This is a genomic window from Streptomyces sp. NPDC028419 (assembly GCF_055565515.1).
Genome location: NZ_JBVHUE010000002.1, coordinates 297,691 through 313,311, shown reverse-complemented (window position 1 = coordinate 313,311; position 15,621 = coordinate 297,691). Strand labels below are relative to the sequence as shown.

At 75.0% G+C, this 15,621-nt stretch carries 15 protein-coding genes; 8 read left to right on the top strand and 7 right to left on the bottom strand.

Annotation, left to right across the window (positions count from 1 at the left end; all coding sequences use genetic code 11):
- Positions 1-293: 293 nt before the first annotated feature.
- A complete protein-coding gene (locus ACZ4UB_RS03780) occupies positions 294-2,048 on the top strand; it encodes a putative Ig domain-containing protein (protein ID WP_468068028.1) in 1,755 nt (584 codons plus the stop codon).
- A gap of 209 nt (positions 2,049-2,257) precedes the next feature.
- On the top strand, positions 2,258-2,584 hold the full coding sequence (locus ACZ4UB_RS03775) for a DUF6968 family protein (RefSeq protein WP_468068027.1): 327 nt from the start codon (positions 2,258-2,260) through the stop codon (positions 2,582-2,584).
- A gap of 2 nt (positions 2,585-2,586) precedes the next feature.
- On the opposite strand, the gene ACZ4UB_RS03770 is transcribed toward ACZ4UB_RS03775, so the two are convergent.
- Positions 2,587-3,606, bottom strand: a complete 1,020-nt coding sequence (locus ACZ4UB_RS03770) for an aldo/keto reductase (protein WP_468068026.1) — start codon at positions 3,604-3,606, stop codon at positions 2,587-2,589.
- A gap of 27 nt (positions 3,607-3,633) precedes the next feature.
- Positions 3,634-5,088 carry a hypothetical protein gene (locus ACZ4UB_RS03765; protein ID WP_468068025.1) on the bottom strand — a complete coding sequence of 485 codons (1,455 nt, stop codon included), beginning with the start codon at positions 5,086-5,088 and terminating at the stop codon, positions 3,634-3,636.
- A gap of 208 nt (positions 5,089-5,296) precedes the next feature.
- Between ACZ4UB_RS03765 and ACZ4UB_RS03760 the strand changes: the two genes are divergently transcribed.
- Positions 5,297-6,046 (top strand): GntR family transcriptional regulator, encoded by a 750-nt coding sequence (locus ACZ4UB_RS03760; protein ID WP_468068024.1) that lies wholly within the window; start codon positions 5,297-5,299, stop codon positions 6,044-6,046.
- On the opposite strand, the gene ACZ4UB_RS03755 is transcribed toward ACZ4UB_RS03760, so the two are convergent.
- The 3 genes from ACZ4UB_RS03755 to ACZ4UB_RS03745 form a co-directional block, all read right to left on the bottom strand.
- Positions 6,039-6,368 carry a cupin domain-containing protein gene (locus tag ACZ4UB_RS03755; RefSeq protein ID WP_468068023.1) on the bottom strand — a complete coding sequence of 110 codons (330 nt, stop codon included), beginning with the start codon at positions 6,366-6,368 and terminating at the stop codon, positions 6,039-6,041. The genes ACZ4UB_RS03760 and ACZ4UB_RS03755 overlap by 8 nt on opposite strands.
- Before the next feature lie 141 nt (positions 6,369-6,509).
- On the bottom strand, positions 6,510-7,769 hold the full coding sequence (aroA, locus tag ACZ4UB_RS03750; RefSeq protein WP_468068022.1) for a 3-phosphoshikimate 1-carboxyvinyltransferase: 1,260 nt from the start codon (positions 7,767-7,769) through the stop codon (positions 6,510-6,512).
- Positions 7,770-7,936: 167 nt separating this feature from the next.
- A complete protein-coding gene (locus ACZ4UB_RS03745) occupies positions 7,937-8,572 on the bottom strand; it encodes an alpha-ketoglutarate-dependent dioxygenase AlkB (RefSeq protein ID WP_468068021.1) in 636 nt (211 codons plus the stop codon).
- Positions 8,573-8,699: 127 nt separating this feature from the next.
- Between ACZ4UB_RS03745 and ACZ4UB_RS03740 the strand changes: the two genes are divergently transcribed.
- From ACZ4UB_RS03740 to ACZ4UB_RS03725, 4 genes are all read left to right on the top strand, one after another.
- Positions 8,700-9,320: an L-threonylcarbamoyladenylate synthase gene (locus ACZ4UB_RS03740; protein WP_467964963.1), complete on the top strand. Its 621-nt coding sequence runs from the start codon at positions 8,700-8,702 to the stop codon at positions 9,318-9,320.
- Between the two features lie 351 nt (positions 9,321-9,671).
- Complete coding sequence (locus tag ACZ4UB_RS03735) at positions 9,672-10,892, top strand: sensor histidine kinase (protein WP_468068020.1); 1,221 nt, start codon at positions 9,672-9,674, stop codon at positions 10,890-10,892.
- 47 nt (positions 10,893-10,939) lie between these two features.
- The gene (locus ACZ4UB_RS03730) at positions 10,940-11,644 is read left to right on the top strand and encodes a response regulator (RefSeq protein ID WP_468068019.1); all 705 of its coding nucleotides are present in this window, start codon (positions 10,940-10,942) and stop codon (positions 11,642-11,644) included.
- A gap of 170 nt (positions 11,645-11,814) precedes the next feature.
- Positions 11,815-12,129 (top strand): SHOCT domain-containing protein, encoded by a 315-nt coding sequence (locus ACZ4UB_RS03725; RefSeq protein WP_468068017.1) that lies wholly within the window; start codon positions 11,815-11,817, stop codon positions 12,127-12,129.
- A gap of 91 nt (positions 12,130-12,220) precedes the next feature.
- Here ACZ4UB_RS03725 and ACZ4UB_RS03720 read toward each other — a convergent pair whose 3' ends face one another.
- Entirely contained in the window at positions 12,221-13,168 is a 948-nt protein-coding gene (locus ACZ4UB_RS03720; protein ID WP_468068016.1) for a tellurite resistance/C4-dicarboxylate transporter family protein, read from the bottom strand.
- Positions 13,169-13,381: 213 nt separating this feature from the next.
- Between ACZ4UB_RS03720 and ACZ4UB_RS03715 the strand changes: the two genes are divergently transcribed.
- Positions 13,382-14,485, top strand: coding sequence for an AI-2E family transporter (locus ACZ4UB_RS03715; RefSeq protein ID WP_468068180.1), 1,104 nt, complete (start codon positions 13,382-13,384; stop codon positions 14,483-14,485).
- Positions 14,486-14,500: 15 nt separating this feature from the next.
- Here the strand turns inward: ACZ4UB_RS03715 and ACZ4UB_RS03710 are convergent, their stop codons facing one another.
- Positions 14,501-15,610, bottom strand: a complete 1,110-nt coding sequence (locus ACZ4UB_RS03710; RefSeq protein WP_468068015.1) for an alpha/beta hydrolase — start codon at positions 15,608-15,610, stop codon at positions 14,501-14,503.
- Positions 15,611-15,621 lie beyond the last annotated feature (11 nt).

Genomic DNA, 15,621 nt, shown 5'->3' with positions numbered 1-15,621 from the left:
CCCGCCCCCCCCCCCCCCCCCCCCACCCCCCCCCTCCCCCCCTTCTCCCCCCCCTCCCCCCCCCCCCCCCCCCCCCCCCCCCCCCCCCCGCGGCAAGAGGCGGGCCGCCGACCAGTGGGGGCCGCGGGTCGAGACGGGCCCTCGGGAGCTGCAAGGGATTCCTCCGATGCTCCCAACGCCCCTTCCGGCGGACGCTGTTGGCCGTTCCCAGGTCTCGGCTCCGCGGCTCCCCCCGCGGGTCCGGCCTCCGTGCCGGGCGATCGCACCGGCACGCCCCCCACGAAGGGATCGTCATGCGCACTCTGCCCACCGGGCCCCTGCGGGCCGCCGTCACGACGGCCGTCGCGGCCGTCGTCCTCGGCGGACTGGGGGTCCTGCCCGCCGGCGCGAGCCCCGCCGCTCGGACCGCACCCGCCGCCTCCGTATCGCCCCTGGTCCTGCGGTCGATGCAGCGCGACCTCCACCTCTCCGCCGACGAGGTGCGCGCCCGCGTCGCGGACGAGGCCGCCGCCGCGCGGGCCGCCACGCTGGTGCGGGGACGGGTCGGCGACCGGGTCGCCGGGCTGTGGTTCGACCCGGCCACCGGGCTGCTGGGCGTCGCCGTCACCGACGCCGCGGACGCGGCGACCGTGCGCGCGGCCGGAGCCGTGGCCCGGCAGGTGCGCTACGGCCGCGCCGAACTCGACGCCGCCGCCCGCGCGGTGACCCGTAGCGTGGGCGCCGGCGTGCCGGGCGTGCTCTCCTGGGGCCCGGACGCGCGGGACAACCGCGTCACCGTCACCGTGGACCGCACGGCGGGCGACGCCTCCACCGCCGCCTTCCTGACCCGGGTCGCCACCCTCGGACCGATCGTCCGGATCGCCGAGAGCGCCGAGCACCCGCGCCAGCAGGCGGACGTCGTCGGCGGCGAGAAGTGGGTCCCGGGTACGGAGAGCCCCTGCTCCATCGGCTTCCCCGTCACCCGCACCAGCGGTGGCACCAAGGCCTTCCTGACCGCGGGTCACTGCACCAACGACGCCGACCAGGCCGCGTACGGCAAGGACGGCACCCGGGTCGGCACGTCCAACAGGAACGGCACGGGCAGCGTCAACGCCCGTCAGGGGGACATGGGGATCGTCGACGTGGACCAGCCCGGCTGGAACGTGGTGCCCACCGTGTCGGGGTACGGGCAGGGCGACGTCACCCTCACGGGCTCCGCGGACGCCGTGGTCGGCACCGCGATATGCCGGTCCGGCCAGACCACCGGGATGCGGTGCGGCGAGGTCACCAAGGTGGACCAGAGCGTCGACTACGGCAACGTGGTCATCGACGGCCTGTCCTACTCCAGCGCCTGTTCCGCCGGCGGCGATTCGGGCGGCTCCTACGTCACCGCGAGCGGCGGCAAGGCGGTCGGCCTGCATTCCGGTGGCGGCAGCGCCACCTGCACCTCGGGCTCCGGCGAGAAGTTCACCATCTTCCAGCCCGTGAACGAGGCCCTGAGCACCTTCGGCGCGAGCCTGGTCACCTCCACCCCGCAGCCCGGCGGCGTCACCGTGGCCGCCGTATCCGCGCAGTCCGGCGCCGTCGGCGCCGCGGTCGAGCTGCGCAACGCCGCGGAGGGCGGCACGGCGCCCTACACCTGGACCGCCTCCGGCCTGCCCGGCGGCCTGGCCATCGCCGCGGCCACCGGGACCGTCACGGGCACCCCGACCGCCGCCGGTTCGTTCCAGGTCACGGTGACCGCCACCGACCGCGCGGGCAAGGCCGGTTCCGCCTCCTTCACCTGGACGATCACCCCGGCGAACGGCACCGGCCCGGTGCTGCGCGACCCGGGCAACCAGGTCGCCTACATCGGCAAGCCGGTCAGCCTCGCGCTCCAGGCCACCGGCGGGAGCACGCCGTACGCCTTCAAGGCGACCGGCCTGCCGGCGGGGCTGCGCGTCAACCCCTCGACCGGCCTCATCACCGGCTCCCCGACCACCTGGGGCTTCGGCCGCAGCACCGTGACCGTGACCGACGCCGCGGGCCGGTCGTCCTCGGTGGCCGTCACCTGGAACGTGTACTTCTAGGGCGTGTTCCGGCCGCACCCGGCGCCGGGCGTGCCGTCTGACGTGGGACGTTGACGACAGGCCCGGCTGAGGGAACCAGATATTCCGCTTTTCTGGAGTACGGTCGTCGGCACGGGTGGCCGCGGCCGCCCGTGCCGACCCCGAGCACCTCCAGACATACCTCCGGGCTCCGCGAACCGACGGCCCGGATGCGGATCACAGGAGCGACCATGCCCGACAGCGACACCCTCGGCCCCGTCATCGCCCACCGCACGCTGGAGGCGGTGCCCGAGAACGGCGCGCCCTTCACCGTCTCGCTCCAGCTCGGCGCCCCGCGTCCGGAGGGCGATCCCGACGGGGACTGGATCTGCCCCTGCCGGATCGAGGGGATCGACGATTCGATCGTCTACGAGATCCACGGCGTGGACGGCCTACAGGCCGCCAGCATCGCGATGAGCGTCCTGCAGAGCCAGCTCGAACACGCGGCGCGCGCGGGCGGGCTCACCTTCACCTGGGGCGGCGAGAGCGGCCTCACCGCCGCGCAGACGTCCCCTTAGCGCTACGGCAGCGGGGCGCCGCGGGCCGTGAGCCACAGGTCGTACCACTCGTCGTGGGAGAGGTCGGGCTCCCGTCGCGCGGCGTCGCGGCAGGCACGGATCCGCTCCGGGCGACCCGTGCCCACGACCGGGGCGATCCGGGCCGGGTGGCGTTGCAGCCACCAGAGCACGACGGTCTCCGGCGTGGTGCCCTTCGCCTCGGCGAGCGAGCGGACGAGGCGCGCCGTCGCGTGCTGCTCCTCGGTCTCCTGCCGCCCGGTGAAGCGGCCCTGGGCCAGCGCGCCCCACGCCTGGAGGCGGACGTCGTGGGCCCGGCAGTATTCGAGCGTCCCGGTGGGGAAGCCGTTCGCCGCGGCGGCGGCGGTGTTGACGAGGACGCCGTCCTCCACCCAGTCGCGCCGGTCCAGACTCATCTCCAGCTGGTTGACGACGAGCGGGAAGTCCAGGTGGGCCTGGAGGGCGGCGATCTGAGCGGCGCTCATGTTCGACACGCCGAAGCCGCGCACGAGCCCCTGCCGTCGGAGCGAGGTGAGCGCCCCGGCGACGTCCTCGGGGTCGGCCAGGGGGTCGGGGCGGTGCAGCAGCAGCACGTCGATGACGTCGGTGCGCAGGCGGCCGAGGCTCTCCTCGACGCGCTGGAGGATGGCCGTGGCGCGCAGGTCGTAGCGGCCGGGGCGGTCCCCGTCGGCCAGCCGGATGCCGCACTTGGTCTGGAGGGTGACGCGTGCGCGCAGGCCCGGCGTGCGGCTCAGCACCTCACCGAAGACGGCTTCCGCCTTCCCCCGCCGGTAGATGTCGGCGTGGTCGAAGACGCTGATCCCGCTCTCCAGCGCCGCTTCGATCACCGCCTCGGCCTCGTCGACGTCCGCGGGCCCGTAGGGGTCCGTGCCCCAACTGCCGCCGAGCGCCATGCACCCGTAGACGATCCGGGCGGTGTCGACGCCGTCGGGAGCACCGACCCGTCGCGGCTCCCCGACCGGTGCGGCCCCTGCGGTTCCTGCGACCCCTGCGTTCTCCGGCATGGCGCCCACCCTACGACGGCCCGCGCGTCAGCCCCCTGCGCCGTCCGCGAGGGTCCGCTCGATCGCGTCCACCCCGTGGATCAGGTCGCGGTTGAGTGCGTCGTCGGCGGCGAAGTCGCGGGTCATGTCGACGTAGTAGCCCTCGGGCAGGGTCGATTCGGCCAGGGAGAGGTCGGCTTCGAGGTGGCGCAAGCGGCCGATCGACAGCCGGACCGGCAGCTCGGCCCGCTCCAACGCCCGGTAGAGGGCGCCGTCGTCGGGCGCGCCGGACGGGGACAGGGTGCGCAGCGCCCCGGCGAGGGCGCCGGCGCGGAACTCCGCCAGGGCGACGGCCAGCTCGATGCCCCCGTACGAGACCTCGATCGAGCCGGGCTCGTCGTGCGACAGCCATGACGCGAGGCCGCTCGCCCGGCGCGGGGCCGCGGCGCCGGGTCCGGACACGGCGTCGAAGGCGGCGCCGGCCCGGGTGACGTCCCGGGTCAGCGCGTCGGCGAAGGCCCGGGCGTCGACGGCGGGGAAGTCGACCCGGGAGTCCCGGTACCACGAGGCCTCGGCGTCCTTGCGGAACCGGTCGGTGTGGAAGGCGAAGAGCGCACCGAGGCGTACGGCGGCCAGCTCGGCCACGGGCAGGTGCCCGCGCACGGCGGCCCGGTGGGGTCCGTCGCGCCCGGCCAGTTCCGCGGCGTAGGCGCGCAGCGGCTCCCCGGGGCCGCCGCCGGGTTCCGCGGCGGCGGCGGGGGCGGGTGGCGCGGGGGCGGCCCAGGGCGGGACCGGGAGCCGCGGATCGAGCCCCCAGGCCCCGGGGAAGCCGCGGGCGCAACCGGCGCCGTACGGGCCCGCGTCACCGCGGCGTCCGAGTTCGGCCAGCCCCGCGTCCAGGTCGAGCACGCCGTCCAGTACGGCGGCCAGCTCGTCCAGCGCGGCGGTGAGCCGGGCGGTCAGCGCGTCCTCGGTCGGTTCCCCCAGCAGCCGCGCCACGGACCGCAGCGTCCGGTGGACCTTGCCCGTCGGCAGGAGCAGCTCGTAGCCGATCTCGCCCGGCGCGCACCCCGCCGTCGTCAGCGCGATCACCCGGCGGCGGCGCGGTTCGAGACCGGCCAACCGGTCGGTGAGGGTCTTCCCCCCGCCGTGGGCGACCGCCTCCCGCGCTCCGGGGGCCAGCGGCCCACCGGCCGAGGGCACGGACCCGGCCACCCCGCCCGGGTCCGCGGCCGCCGATCTCTCCAGCCCCGCGAGGGCGACCCGGTAGGTCCACGCCCGGGTCTCCGCCGCGCGGTCACGGCCCGGGGCGGGGCCGCCCGGCGGCTCCGGTGCGGCGGCGTCGACGGCCGTCCAGTCCCTCGCCGCGGCCATCGCGGCCTGGGCGAGCCGCGCGGCGGCGTCCGGGGCGGCGCCGCGCACCAGCAGGAACGCGACGAGCCGTGCGGTGTGCGTGCGGTAGAAGCCGGCGAACTCCGCCGCCGTGCCGTGGGCCGTGTCCACCACTGTCCTGCCCCCTCGTGCGCCGGGACCGGGCCGCGAGCGAGCCCGGGTTGAGGCCACCGCCACGCTATCCCCGGGGCGGCGGCCTGGGTTCCGTTCCGGCCAAACCCGTTCGGTTGCCGAACACCTACTCACCGAAAGGTATAGACCACTGCTACGTTGGTTCAGCAGACCGCGCAGTCCTTGACCACCCGTCCGAGGAGAAGCCATGCCCTCCCCTTCGCGGGGTGACGGCCCCGCCGTCATGCCCAAGTACCAGCGGATCGCGGCAGCGCTGCGGCAGGAACTGGAGCGCACCGCCCGCACCCCCGGCGCCAAGCTGGACTCCGAGCGCGTCCTGGCCGCCCGCTACCAGGTGAACCGCCAGACCGTCCGGGCCGCCCTGCAACACCTGCGCGAGGACGGCCTGATCGTGACCGGCCGACGCGGCACCCGGTCGGTGACGGCGGTCCAACCGCCCGCACGCCCCGAACGACAGCCGGTTCCCGCCGCCCCGAGCCAGAACTGGCTGACGCACGTGACCGTGGCGCCCTCGCTCGCCGCCCTGCTCTCCATGAGCGGCGGCGAACGCACCCTGGTGCACCACCACCGCACCCTCGGCCCCTCGGGCGAGACCCTGCACCAGGCCGTGACGTACCTCTGTCCGGCCGCCGTCGCCGGGACCCCGGAGCTGGCGGGCTACCGCGACCGGGCGGCCACCGCGCCCCGCGACGAGGACCTGCGGCCGCTGCACGGGTGGTTGGAGCGGATCGCGACGACCGCCCGGACCGCCGAGACGATCACGATGACCCGCACCACGCACCCGTCGGCCCCCACCGCGGCCAGCGGCCTGTCCGTGCGCCGCACCCTGCACGACGCCGCGGGACGGCTGCTCACGGTCACCGACCTCGCCTACCCCACGTGGGACCGCCTGACCTTCCACCGCGACCTTCCGGCCCCGGGCTTCCTCATCAGCTGAGGCCGGCGCCGGGCGCGCCGAGCGCCCGGCTCTCCACGATCACGAGGGTGCCCCGGCTGCCGGGGCGGACCGCGTGGGGCGCGCCGGCCGGGACCACGTAGACCTCGCCGGGCGCCACCGTCACCGGGCGGCCGTCGACGTCGAGCGCGAGGTGCCCGTCGAGGACGAGCAGGGCTTCGGGCCCCTCGTGCCGCTCCACCTCGACGGGCAGCCCGTCCATCCGCAGGACCTTCACGCGGGCGGCGCCCACCTCCCCGACGACGCGGGAACTCCACGCGTCGGGAAGGTCCGTCGCGGTGTCGATCAGGTTGATCAGGCTCACGGCACACTTCTCCTACCGGCCCGGTGCGGTCACCGGCCGCTGTCGTCACGGTCGTTGGATGTCCGCGACGTTATCCGGGACGGGCCGGCCGCCGGTCGACCGTAGGGCAAAGGATCCGGGCGCTCCCCCTGCGGCCGCGACCTACGCCGGCGCTTCGGCCCAGCCCGCGCGGAGCGCCGCGAAGGCGGTGTGGAACTCCGGGAAGGTCTTGCGCACGCAACCGGGGTCGTCGAAGGTGATGCCGGGCGTGCGCAGCGAGGTCACGGCGAAGGACATCACCATCCGGTGGTCCCCGTGGGTGGTGATCCGCGCGGGCCGGGGAACGCCCGGGGCGATCTCGATCCAGTCCCGCCCGGTGGCGACGTCGATGCCCAGGCTCCGCAGGTTCTGCGCGCAGGCCTCCAAACGGTCGCACTCCTTGACCCGGGTGTTGTAGACGTCCTCGATGCGCACCGGTCCCGAGGCGAAGGGCGCGATGGCCGCCAGCGTGGGCATCGTGTCGGAGATGTCCCGCATGTTGACGCTCACGCCGCGCAGTCCACCGGTGCCGGCCACGGTCGTCCGGTCGCCCGCGATCCGCACGGTGGCGCCCATGCGCTCCAGGACCTCGACGAAGCGCAGGTCCCCCTGGAGGGCGTCGCGGCCGAGGCCGGGCACGGTGACCTCGCGGCCCGTGAGGGCGGCCGCCGCGAAGAAGTAGCTCGCGGTCGAGGCGTCCGGCTCGACGGGGTAGGCGGCGGCCCGGTACCCGCCGGGCGGCACGGTGTAGATCCTGCCCCCGGCGGTGTCCTCGCGCCCGACCTCCACCCCGAACGCCCGCATCATGGTGGTGGTGATGTCGACGTACGGCTCCGAGACCAGCCGGGTGACGGAGATCCGCAGGCCCGTCTCCGTCAGCGGGCCGAGCATCAGCAGGGCGGTGAGGTACTGCGAGGACTCCCCGGCGTCCAGGGTGAGTTCGCCGCCCTTGACCCCGCGCGCGGTGACGGTCAGCGGGTGGTGCCCCTCGACGTCACCGTGCCGTACGTCGACCCCCAGTTCCCGCAGCGCCCGGGTCAGCGGGGCCACGGGGCGTCGGCGCATCTGGGCGGAGGCGTCGAACCGGTACTCGCCCCGGGCGGCGGCGGCCACCAGCGTGGGCAGGAACCGGGCGGTGGTGGCGCCGTCGCGGCAGTACACGTCGGCCTCGGCCGGCGCCGGTCCGTCGGGGCGCCCCTCGATGGTCCAGGACCCCGGCTGCCGTTCGACGCGGTAGCCCAGGGCCGTCAGGCCCTCCGCGAAGCCCTCGGTGTCGTCCGAGTGCAGCGGGCGCAGCAGGGTGGTGGTCCCCTCGGCGGCGGCGGCGAGGAACAGGGCCCTCGCGGTGATGGACTTGGAGCCGGGGACGTCGACGTTCGTCACGGGAACCTCTCGGGTGCGGGTGCGGGGCGGGAATCCGGTGCGGTGTGGTGCTCGTGATGATGATCCTGCCCGCCCCGGGGCCCCGGCGACGGGGGCTTCCACCGGTTGGACGGCCCTGCGGAGCGCCCCGGCCGCTCAGTTGCGACCAGCGCCGCGGGGTCGCGCCTTCACCGCACCCCGCGGGTGCGGAACTGGATGCTGATCCGGGGGCCGACGGCGCGGGCGGTCTTCGGGATCGCGTGCTCCATCGTCCGCTGGCAGGAACCGCCCATGACCACGAGGTCACCGTGGCCGAGCGGCAACCGCAGCAGGGTCGGACCGCCGTCGCGGGGGCGGACGGCCAGGTCCCGCGGGTCGCCGACGGAGACGATCGCGACCATGGTGTCCTCGGTCGAGGAGCGCCCGGTGCGGTCCCCGTGCCAGGCGACGCTGTCGCGCCCGTCCCGGTAGAGGCACAGGCCGGCGGTGACGAAGGGCTCGCCCAGCTCGGCGGCGTAGTGCCGGCCCAGCGCGTCCCGGGCCGTGACGAGGACGGGGTGGGGCAGCGGGTCGTCGGCCCCGTAGAAGGCGAGCAGCCGGGGCACCTCCACCTCGCGGTCGTACATCTGCCGCCGCTCGGCCTTCCAGGGCACGTCGGCGGCCAGCCCTTCGAACAGGGCGTCCGCGCCGGTCAGCCAGCCGGGCAGGTGGTCGACCCAGGCACCGGCCCCGAGCAGGGTGCGCCGCAGGCCGGCGAGCGGGCCGAGCGCCGTTTCGTCGCTCTGGTCGAAGAGGGAACCCTGGAGTCCGTGGAGGCCGCGCATGGGTCGAGCGTACCGCGCGATCCGAACATCTGCTCGATTTACTGCGCTCCGCACGCGGACGGTCCGAACGCACGGCCCCCCGTGGTCAGCGGGGTGCGGGGCGCCGCTGATCACGTAGGCTCGGCGGATGGCGAAGTATTTCGATGTACACCCCGAAAACCCCCAGCAACGCACGATCAGCAGCGTCGCCGACGGCATCCGCGCGGGCCAGCTCGTCGCGTACCCCACGGACTCCTGCTACGCACTGGGCGTCCAGCTGGGCAACCAGGCCGGCGTCGGCCGGATCCGTTCGATCCGCCAGCTCGACGACCGCCACCACTTCACCCTGGTGTGCCAGAACTTCGCGCAGCTGGGCCAGTTCGTCTACGTCGACAACGACGTCTTCCGCGCGATCAAGGCGGCCACGCCGGGGAGCTACACCTTCATCCTCCCCGCGACGAAGGAGGTGCCGCGCCAGCTCCAGCACCCCAAGAAGAAGACGGTCGGCGTACGCATCCCCGACCACGTCGTCACCCAGGCGCTGCTCGCCGAGCTCGGCGAACCGCTGCTGTCGAGCACGCTGCTCCTGCCGGACGAGCCCGAGCCGATGACCCAGGGTTGGGAGATCAAGGACCGTCTCGACCACGTCGTCGACATCGTCCTCGACTCGGGAGAGTGCGGGACGCAGCCGACCACGGTCATCGACTTCTCCAGCGGCGAGGCGGAGATCGTGCGCCGCGGAGCGGGCGACCCCAGCCGCTTCGAGTGAGCGGGAGGACGGCGGGCCCGGGCGTCGCGCCGGGCCCGGCCGTCGGGCCCGGGCGTCAGGCCCCGCCGCCGATCAGCCGCTGGAGCCCGGGCGTGCGCGCCGCGGCCCCACCCCACTCCGCCCCCTGAGCGATCGCGAGCAGCGCCCCACCAGGGTGGCGGCGAGCCCGAGGGTGCCGATGACGTCTGAGCGGCCCGGTGTGCGCAGCGGGGACGCCGACACGAAGGACAGGACGAAGGACAGGACGAGGGCCACGTCGAGCGCGTCGATGAGACGTACTCCGCGGGGAGTACGCCCACCCGCACCGCCCGGCGGACGACGCGGGGCCCCGAGGCCCTCTAGCGTGGCCGCATGGAGGAACGGCGGGAGCGTGGGGCGCGGCGGACCAGGACCAGGACCCGGATGCGGCTCGGTCCGCCCTGGCGGACCGCCCTGCTGGTCGCCGTGGTCGCGCAGGTGGGCACGGGCTGGGTGGAGCACCTGCAACCGGACCGGGAACCCCTGGGCTGGCCCGGCCGGATCCTGCTGCTCCTCGGTCCGCTCCTGCTCGTCCTGCGCCGCCGGTACCCGGCGGCCGTGGTGGGCGGGGTCTGCGCGGTCACGCTCGGCTACCTGGCGGGCGGTTACCCCTACGGTCCGGTCTTCTTCGGCGTGGCCGTCGCCTGCCTGTCCGCCGTGGTCGCCGGGCACCGGTACGCCGCCTGGACCTCCGTCGGGCTGCTCTGGGCGGGGCACCTGGCGATCGCGCACTGGCTCTACCGGTGGCTGCCGCCCGCCGGGGACGGGCCGGCTCCGTGGGCGACCGAGGGCCCGGTCATCGCCTGGGTGCTGGCCCTGCTCGCCGCGTCCGAGGTGGTGCGCGTGCGCCGGGAGCAGCGGGCCCGCGAACGGGCCGAACGGGCGGTCGCGGAGCGGCGCCGGGCGGACGAGGAGCGGCTGCGGATCGCCCGCGAACTGCACGACGTCCTGGCCCACAGCATCTCCGTGATCAACGTGCAGGCCGGGGTGGGGCTGGCGCTGTTGGATTCCGATCCCGAGCAGGCCCGAACCGCACTGCGCACCATCAAGGCCGCCAGCAAGGAGGCCCTGGGCGAGGTCCGCCAGGTACTGGACACCTTGCGCGCCCCGGGCGCGGCGCCCCGTACGCCCGCTCCCGGACTCGACCGGCTCCCCGAGCTCTTCGCCCAGGCCGCGTCGGCCGGGCTCACGGTCTCCCTGGAGGGCGCCGCCGACGGTCGCGGCCTGTCACCGGGCACGGACCTGGCCGCGTTCCGGATCGTCCAGGAGGCGCTGACCAACGTGGTGCGGCATTCCGGTTCCCGCACGGCGCGGGTCCGCATCAGCCGCCCACCCGGCGCACTGGAGCTCCGGGTCGACGACGACGGACCGGCGACGGGCGGCGACCCGGGCGGCAGCGGCAACGGGCTGACCGGCATGCGCGAACGGGCCGCGGACCGGGGCGGCTCCATCGAGGCCGGACCGCGACCGGACGGCGGTTTCCGGGTCGTGGCCCGGCTGCCACGGGACACCGGCGCGGACGCGGGAGCGGATGTGCACGGGGAGCGGGCGTGAGCGGGGACGCCCCGGGAGGCCGGCGCCCGGGCCGTAGCCTGAGGCCCATGAACGGGACGACCGCGGACCACCGGCCACCGGTGCGGGTGCTGCTCGCCGACGACCAACAGCTCGTACGGGCCGGCTTCCGCGCCCTGCTCGACGCGCAGCCGGACATCGAGGTGGCCGGCGAGGCCGCCGACGGGGCCGAGGCCGTCGCCATGGCGCGCGCCCTGCGTCCCGACATCGCCCTGATGGACATCCGGATGCCGGTGCTCGACGGGCTGGCCGCCACCCGTGCGATCACCGGGGACCCCGCGCTGGCCGCCGTCAAGGTGGTCATGCTGACCACCTTCGAGCTGGACGAGTACGTCTTCGAGGCGATCCGCGGCGGGGCCTGCGGGTTTCTGGTCAAGGACACCGAGCCGGAGGAACTGCTGCGCGCCGTACGGTCGGTGGTGGCGGGCGACGCCCTGCTCTCCCCCGGCGTGACGCGCCGTCTGATCGCGGAGTTCGCGGCCCGCTCGAAGGCTCCGCGGGACCCGGCCGTGGCCGGGGAACTGCGGCGGCTGACCCAGCGGGAGCGCGAGGTGGTGGCCCTGGTGGGCATGGGGCTCTCCAACGAGGAGATCGCCCGCCGCCTGGTGGTCAGTCCGCTGACGGCCAAGACGCACGTCAGCCGGGCGATGGTGAAGGTGGGCGCCCGCGACCGGGCGCAACTGGTCGTACTGGCCTACGAGTCGGGGCTGGTACGCCCCGGCTGGCTCGGCTGACCCGGGCACGGCGGAGGCCGGACCCCTCGCGACCGGCGGGCGTCGCTCGGCCCGCCCGGCTACTCCCCCGGGGGTACGCGCGGTGCCGCCGGGGGTACGACGACCGGGGCGCCCTCCCGGGGCGAGGCTCGGGGTGACGGATCAACCCCTTTCCGAGGAGCGCAGTCGTGATGAACACCCTGGCGTACGACGGGCCCGGCCCGTGGATCCTGTTCTTCCCGCTGGTCTGGGCGGCCGTGATCTTCACCGTGGTCACGGTGCTGCGCCGCACCGTCTGGCGCGGCCGGCGCGGTGGTCGCGCCCCGTGGGCGGCCGCCGGTCGCGTTCCCTACGGCGAGAACTCCCCCATCGTGATCATCGGCCGGCGGTTCGCCACCGGCGAGATCGACGAGGACGAGTACTGGCGTCGGCTGTCGGTGCTGGACGAGCAGTTCGGCCGGGCCGGTGTCGAAGGCCCCGGACGCGGCCGGGACATGTCCGACTGACCGACCGGGCCGCCTGGCCCGACCGGCCCGACCGGTGGTCCGGTGCGCCGACGCGGTGCGCCGGACCACCGGTCGGACCGGGCGGTGCGGGTCAGGGGGCGCGGCCGGCCCCGGGGTGGGTCCTGGCCAGGGCCGTGAAGGTCAGCAGCCAGGCCGCCAGCGCGATCCAGAGCAGGATCTCGCCGAGGGGGCGCAGCCACCCCACGCCGGTCGGTCCGGCCGCCGAGAGGCAGGACGCGGCGGTCATGCCGAGCGGGAACACGGTGGCCCAGCGCCGGATGTCGTAGCGCGGGCGCGGCCGGGCCGCTTCGGCGGCCAGCAGGACGACGTACCAGGCGAGCGAGAGGCCGAGCGTGACCAGAGTGGCGGTACGCAGGGCTTCGTGCGCCCCGCCTCCCCATACGGGTGAGGCCGTGAGGGTGGAACCGGCGAGGGCGCAGATGGCGAGCGCGCCGCCCGCCACCCACTGGTCGCCCGCGCCGTGCAGCACCTCGCGGAAGTCGAACCGCACCAGGGCCTCGACGTAGCACAGCAGCCCGAGGCAGAACGCGCCGAGCGCCACCCGCGCGAGCCAGTCCTGACCGCGGTCGGCGGCGACCACGGCCGCCAGGACGGCCACTCCCTGGGTGGCGACGCAGACGAGGAACGCCACCCCCGTCTCTCCCCGGCGCCGGTGTCGCAGGACCGCGAGCATCAGCCCGGGCCAGAGCAGCACGGCCAGCGCCAACAGGACGACGGCGGCCGGCCGCCAGCCCAGCAGGGACAGCCGGGCGCCGAGCACCGTGGTGGCGGCGACGGCGGTGAGCGCCGCCGGAGTGTCGGCCTCGGACCGGAAGCGGCCGCGGTCGGCGAGCAGCCGGACCGCGAAGTCGGCGGCGAGTACGCACCACAGGGCTCCGGCGACGGCCAGTGCGACGAGCGACGGCACGCCGTGCCCGGTCAGGTGCAGGCCGACGGAGATGATGCCGGCGGCCATGACGGCGGCGCCCGCCGCCGGGGGCAGGTCGGCCCACCAGCGGGCACCGGGTGCGCGGTTCACCCTTCCAGCGGACACCGCGGCCGTGCGGCGCGCGAGCGTAGGGGGCCATTGGGGCCAACGGTCGGGCCCGCCCGTGAGGCGGAGGCGGGGCGCCGGCCCTTTGATGACCTCATGGCGGATCACCGGCAGCGGCAGCCCACCGCGACCAGGCGCGGCACGACGCGCTCGGCGCGCACGCCCCGCCGCGCCGCCGGACGGCGCGGGCGGCCGCGGATGTCCGCGGCACCCGCGCGGTACCGGACGTACCCGGCGGGGGCGGCGCGCGTGTCGCCCGTGCTGCGCACGGCCGCCGCCTACGCGTGGCGGCTGCTGGTCGTGGCCGCCGTGGCCTACGGCGTCTTCGTGGTGCTCGGGCGCTTCCACGAGATCGGGCTCGCCGTCTTCCTCGGGCTCGTCGCGACGGCGCTCCTGCGACCGCCCGCCGACCTGCTGGCCCGGTGGCTACCGCGGCCGCTGGCGGTGGCCTGCGCCCTGATCGGCTCCATCGTGCTGGTCCTCGGCGCGCTGGCGTTCGTCGGCGAGACGGTGGCCAGCCAGTGGACCGACCTGATCGCGGAGTTCCGGGACGGGCTGGCACGGATCGAACCGTGGCTGGAGCGGGCACCGTTCCGGCTGGACCCGCATGCGCTCAGCGACCTACAGGCCCGGATCGGCTCGTACCTCTCAAGCCATCGCTCCACGCTGCTCGACACCGCCGTGACCGGCGCGGGGAGGCTGGTGCAGGCGCTGACGGTCATCGCCTTGGCCCTCTTCTGCTCGGTCTTCTTCATCCACTCGGGCGACCGGCAGTGGGCGTGGTTCTGCGCCCAGTTCCCCACGGACGCGCGGCAGCGGCTCGCGGACGGGGGCCGGGCCGCGTGGCGGACCTTCACCGGATACACCCACGGCATCGTGCTGGTGGCCGCCACCAACGCCGTGCTCGTGTGCGTCGCGCTGCTCCTGCTGGGCGTGCCGCTCGCGGTGCCGCTCGCCCTGCTGGAGTTCTTCGCCGCCTTCATCCCGCTGATCGGGTCCCCGGTGGCGCTGGCCGTGGCCGCCATCGTGGCACTGGCCGTCAAGGGGCCGCTGGTCGCCGGCCTGGTGGTCGTGCTGATCGTGGTCATCGGCCAGATCGAGGGGCACCTGCTGCATCCGCTGGTGATGAGCTGGGCCGTGAGCCTGCACCCGGTGGTGGTGGCCCTGTCGGTGATCGCGGGGGCCATCGCCGCGGGGGTGGTGGGCGCGGTGGTGGCGGTGCCGCTGGTCTCGGTCCTGTGGTCGGTCCGCCAGGCCCTCCGCGCCCCCGCCCCCACCCCCGCTCCTCCCCCCGGCTCCTGACCCGGCGGGGGGGGGTCACTTGCCCAGACGGGCGCCCATCCACTCCATCGCCGGCGGGATCTCCCGGCGCCAGGTGTTGAAGCCGTGCCCGCCGCTGTCGAGGGTGATCGACGAGACGTTCGCGCGGTCCTTCACCTTCTCGACGAACTCCCGCGTCGGCTTGAGGTTCGACTCCCCGATGAGCGAGGTGGTGACCAGGAAGGAGGACTTGCCCTTCGGCAGCTTCTCCAGGTTCGTCATCAGGTCGGAACGCTTCTCCAGCTTCTTGTCCCCGTGGAAGAGGTCGCCGGACTGGGCGTCCACCTCGGGCTTGTAGTCGGCCGACAGGCCGATCGCCACGGAGTACGTCTCCTGGTGCTGGAGTCCCATCTTCAGCGCGCAGTACCCGCCGGTGGAGTCGCCCATGATGCCCCAGTCGCGCGCCTGGGTGCCGGTCCGGTAGGCGCCCGCGATCGTCCGGGGAAGATCGGTCCCGAAGAAGGTCTCCGTCGCCGGGCCGCCCGGGATGTCGATGCACTGCGAGTTGAAGGGCACGACGGTCGGCCGCATCATCACCAGGATCGTCGGCGGCATCTTCTTCTCCTTGGCCAGCGTCCACGCCGTCCGCGGGTACTTCAGATTGCGCACCAGGTTCTCGGCCATGCCCGGGTAGCCGGTGAGGACGACCGCCGCGGGGAACTTCCGGTGCTCGTTGCCCTTCTGGAAGTACTCCGGGGGCAGGTAGACGTACGCCTCGCCGCCCTGCCGGGACCGCTCGCCCTTCAGCATGACCTTCTCGATCACCCCGGCCGACCGGGGGTCGGCGCCGCCGGGCACCTCGGGCTTCTGCCGGCCGAGGACCTTGACCGCGACGCCACCGGGCAGGCCGTCGCCCTGCTGGGCGGCCTCCGTCTTCTGTCCGGCGAACAGGTCGCCCCACCCGGCGTAGAGCAGGAAGTGCCGGTTCGCCACCAGCCCGACCGAGGCCAGCACGAGCACCTGCGCGGTGAGGATCAGGCCGACGCGACCGAGCACGGCCCGCCAGCTGCGCCGCGCGAGCCGCGGCCACAGCCACACACCGGCCGCGAACACCAGCACCGTACCCAGCAGGATGGTCACCAGGAACGCGTTACTCATCAGACTCACGGATCAGAACT